General features: G+C 57.3%; 4 protein-coding genes. All 4 read right to left on the reverse strand.

The annotated features are described in order from the left end of the window. A partial coding sequence (locus O6944_07270; GenBank protein ID MCZ6718933.1) for a putative sulfate exporter family transporter occupies positions 1-415 on the reverse strand: 415 nt, incomplete at its 3' end. A gap of 128 nt (positions 416-543) precedes the next feature. Next, positions 544-939: a hypothetical protein gene (locus O6944_07275; GenBank protein MCZ6718934.1), complete on the reverse strand. Its 396-nt coding sequence runs from the start codon at positions 937-939 to the stop codon at positions 544-546. Then, positions 936-2,846 (reverse strand): DUF3604 domain-containing protein, encoded by a 1,911-nt coding sequence (locus tag O6944_07280; protein MCZ6718935.1) that lies wholly within the window; start codon positions 2,844-2,846, stop codon positions 936-938. The genes O6944_07275 and O6944_07280 overlap by 4 nt, the downstream gene beginning before the upstream one ends. A gap of 104 nt (positions 2,847-2,950) precedes the next feature. Then, on the reverse strand, positions 2,951-3,524 hold a 574-nt coding region (locus O6944_07285), incomplete at its 5' end, for a DUF3604 domain-containing protein (protein ID MCZ6718936.1).

Below are 3,524 nucleotides of genomic sequence, written 5' to 3' on the forward strand. Positions count from 1 at the left end.
CGGCGATAGCAAGCGCTGCAGAAGCACCGCAGATACCCACTGCCCCGCCGGATAATGCCCCAAAGTGCTTACTGAGGCCCGCCAGGCGGGCTATTAGAAAACCGAACAGAAGGGTGGTCAGGACCGCTAGAAACAGTAGAAAAATTGGCCTGGCCCCCAGCGCCAGAATGTCTCCCAGCACGATGCGAAAACCCAGCAGAGCGACCCCGATCCGCAACAGAGTGCGCCCACTGAAGGCGATACCAGGGATTGTCCTCTGATCGTCTGCGATAAAGTTGAGCGACATGCCCAGCAACAGGGCGAACAGCATGGCGGGTGCGCCATAGTGTTCACTCAAAAAGCCGGCTGCAAAACCAATAACTATGCTTATCGAAAGGCCCGGAATAATGGGTGATAACCTACTTTTTATGTTCATGTGGTGGTCCAATGGGAAGCGCATTTGTGGCTGCTGATCTTTACGTATCCACTGGCGTTTGCATGCCCTGGCGGGAGGATCAGCTTGCTGAATACAAAGTACTCTTCTGCTCAGGGGTCCTATGTGGATTAATTTTCACTCTTGATATTCTTCGGGTGATAACGCCACAGCAGGTAAACGAGCACGAAAAGGATCGGTATGTCGGCCCACATGTGCGGCATCTCGTGCTCCCACATCATCAGCGTCTGGCCGATCATGAGCAGAGCATGCAGCAGATTGGCGATGATGCCAAAATCGAATAACAGCCCGGCATCTCTCGGGTTTTTCGCCTCGCGCACCAGCAGGTAGCACCAGGCGATATACAACATGAGCATCATCCACAGATAGGGATGGTATTGGGTGCCTTCCTCGATGCCCCAGACAAAGCCGTGGGGATAGGAGACCAAAAAAACCATCAGTGCGGGAATCAACCCCCAGCCCACGACACGCATTAACGTGGAAGTGGCATTAGCAGTTACTGTCATGGCGTATACCAGATAGGGGAGGTGTAAGCTCGCTCCGTGACCGTCATCGGTACGTGGTCCGGCATCTTCACGCCGAATCGCTTGGCATCGTACGCGGTCCAGCGCGGCGTGGGGATCTCAATAACCCTGACGTAGTAAAACGCCCGCTGCGCTGGATTGAAGTCCGGATCCTCCCAATAGGCCATGAGCAAGGCATCGCCAATGGAGTTCGTATAACTCGCGTTCTGAATGTCAACAGTGTTTCCCACCGGGGTCTCGCACCGGCCATTTGCGCCGGTTTTACGGCCGTCGGAGACGGCGACATCGTGGATGCGCTCATGAGTCACGCCCTTTTTATCCATCCAGCCCTTGATGATCTGGATACGGTCCAGATTGGCGCCGTCAGGATCCCTCAGTGCCCGTACCATAAAGCCAGGAGCCTTTCCGGGAGGGGCATCCGTCAAATCCCCGCCCATCGGTACGCCGCGGCCATAACCATGCGCTGCAAAATCAGGCCGCTCGACCTCGTCAGCCGCGAAATCCCAGCCGGCAAAGACGCGCACGCCGACGCGGGTTCCGGTTGTTGCGTAAACCTCCTTGCGCACCATGGCATCAAATAGTTCCTCCCGCGTGTTTTCACGCGCCCACACTGCAGCGAGGCCCGAGGCCTGTTCCATCCATCCACCGCCGGTCTTTCGCCCGTCCGGCATGACGAGCATCGAGTGCTTCCACCGCTCGGGACTCGGTTCGCTCGTCGGCAGCTTGCCGAAGAAGTTCTCCTCCCGAGTGGTCGACATCCCGATGTGCGAATCGGTGCTGCCGATCATGCCGAACTTGAAGGGGTTTACTCCTAGGGCGTCGTGGAACTTCAGGCCCAACCGGAGAGCGGAGCGGGCGTATTCGTACTGCAGCATCCAGTCTTCCTTCGGGACGGAGGGATTGGCGAAGTTGCCGAAATCCCAGCGCTCGTAGTCCGCAAACTCATCATCGGTCGACAGGAAAGGATGTGTTTCGCTGTCGCCTTTCGACTGGGTGACCTCGAAGAGCGGCTCCCAGCGCATTCTAGCTTGGGCGTAGGCTTTGCTCAGCCGCTTCTTTTTGAGGGTCCTTTTGGCGAACATCAGGCCGTTGCTGGCGTTGCCGTTGTGGGGGATGGCCAGCACCTGACCTCCCGTTTTCTCCTCGTAGTCAGCCAAGTATCGCCAAAGGTCCTCGGGATCATCGCTGTCGAACGCGGAAAAAGGCAGCACCTGCTTCACACGATCCGGTCCATCGCGGAAAATAACGACTCGGTGGAGGTTGTTGCCAGGGCCAGGCGCGGAGGTCCATTCGTAGCCGTTAAGGGCGGTAAACTTGCCGGGCTCATTGTACGTCGAGGCGATGTCGATCACTCGGTCCCATACGGAGCGCTTCAGCTTGTCGCTCTTGACCAACTCTTCACCTCGGGTAATGCTGAAGAAGACCTCGGAGGCAGCCTTGAAGCCCTCCGCCCTGCCTGCCCGGTACATGTCAAACCAGCGCTTGCCGTACTCCGTTGCCAGGAGTCCCGGTTCCGCCTTGCGAATTTGATCCGCAATGCCCAGGTATTCTGCATGGTCGGAAACGACAAGAAAATCGAAAGGACGCATTAATTTCGCGCGAAGGCCCGTATTGGAGATGACTTCTTCGCCACGCGCGAAACGAAACGAATCCTCCGGTCCGAGTCTGGTGCCCATCAAGCCACTGTCGAAAGAGAGAATGGTGTGATGGTGTGTGTCTCCCCAGAAAACGCGATTAGGAAAATGCTGATCGACATACGGCGAGTATGCCCTGGATTCCTCCAGCATGTGCCCCTCGTCGGGGGCCCATTCCTGGGCAGTGGCGACCTTTACTCCCGAAAAAAGTACGATGAGTGAGGTAAAGCTGATCATTCGCTTCATGATGGACATGATCCATTTCCTCTTGGATGTAACAGAATTGTCACAACAGATTCAGAGCAGTTCAGGAGAGCCGGGCTCTTCCTTCAGCTCATATGTAGTGTTAGCAGTTGAAATCACGGTGTGTACCAGATAGGGGAAGTGTATACGCGATCCTGCACCGTCATCCTGACCTCGTCCGGCATATCCACGCCGAATCGCTTCGCGTCATAGGCTGTCCACCGCGGGGTGGGTATCTCGATTACCCGGACATAGTAAAAGGCACGCTCACCGGGGTCAAAATCGGAATCGACCCAATAGGCTGTCTGCATTGCATCGCCGATCGAGTTGGCATAGGCGGCCCGGGCAATATCGACAGTGCTGCCCACGGCGGCTGTGCAGCGCCCGTCCTCACCGATCTTTCTGCCGTCGGACACGGCCACATCGTAGATCCTCTCCCGGGTGTCGCCGTTCTTGTCGAGCCAGCCTTTGATGACCTGGATACGGTCCAGGTTGGCACCGTCGGGGTCACGCTGGGCGCGAATCATGAAAGTCGGGGCAGCGCCCTCGGGTGCTGCGCTCAGGTCTCCGCCCATGGGTACGCCACGCGCATAACCGCGATCGGCAAAATCGGGCCGGCGTACCTCAGACGCCGCGAAATCCCAACCCGCAAATACCCGAACAGTGATCCGTGTGCCGGTGGTGGCGTAG

It is taken from the genome of Gammaproteobacteria bacterium (assembly GCA_027296625.1).
Classification (GTDB): domain Bacteria; phylum Pseudomonadota; class Gammaproteobacteria; order JAKEHO01; family JAKEHO01; genus JAKEHO01.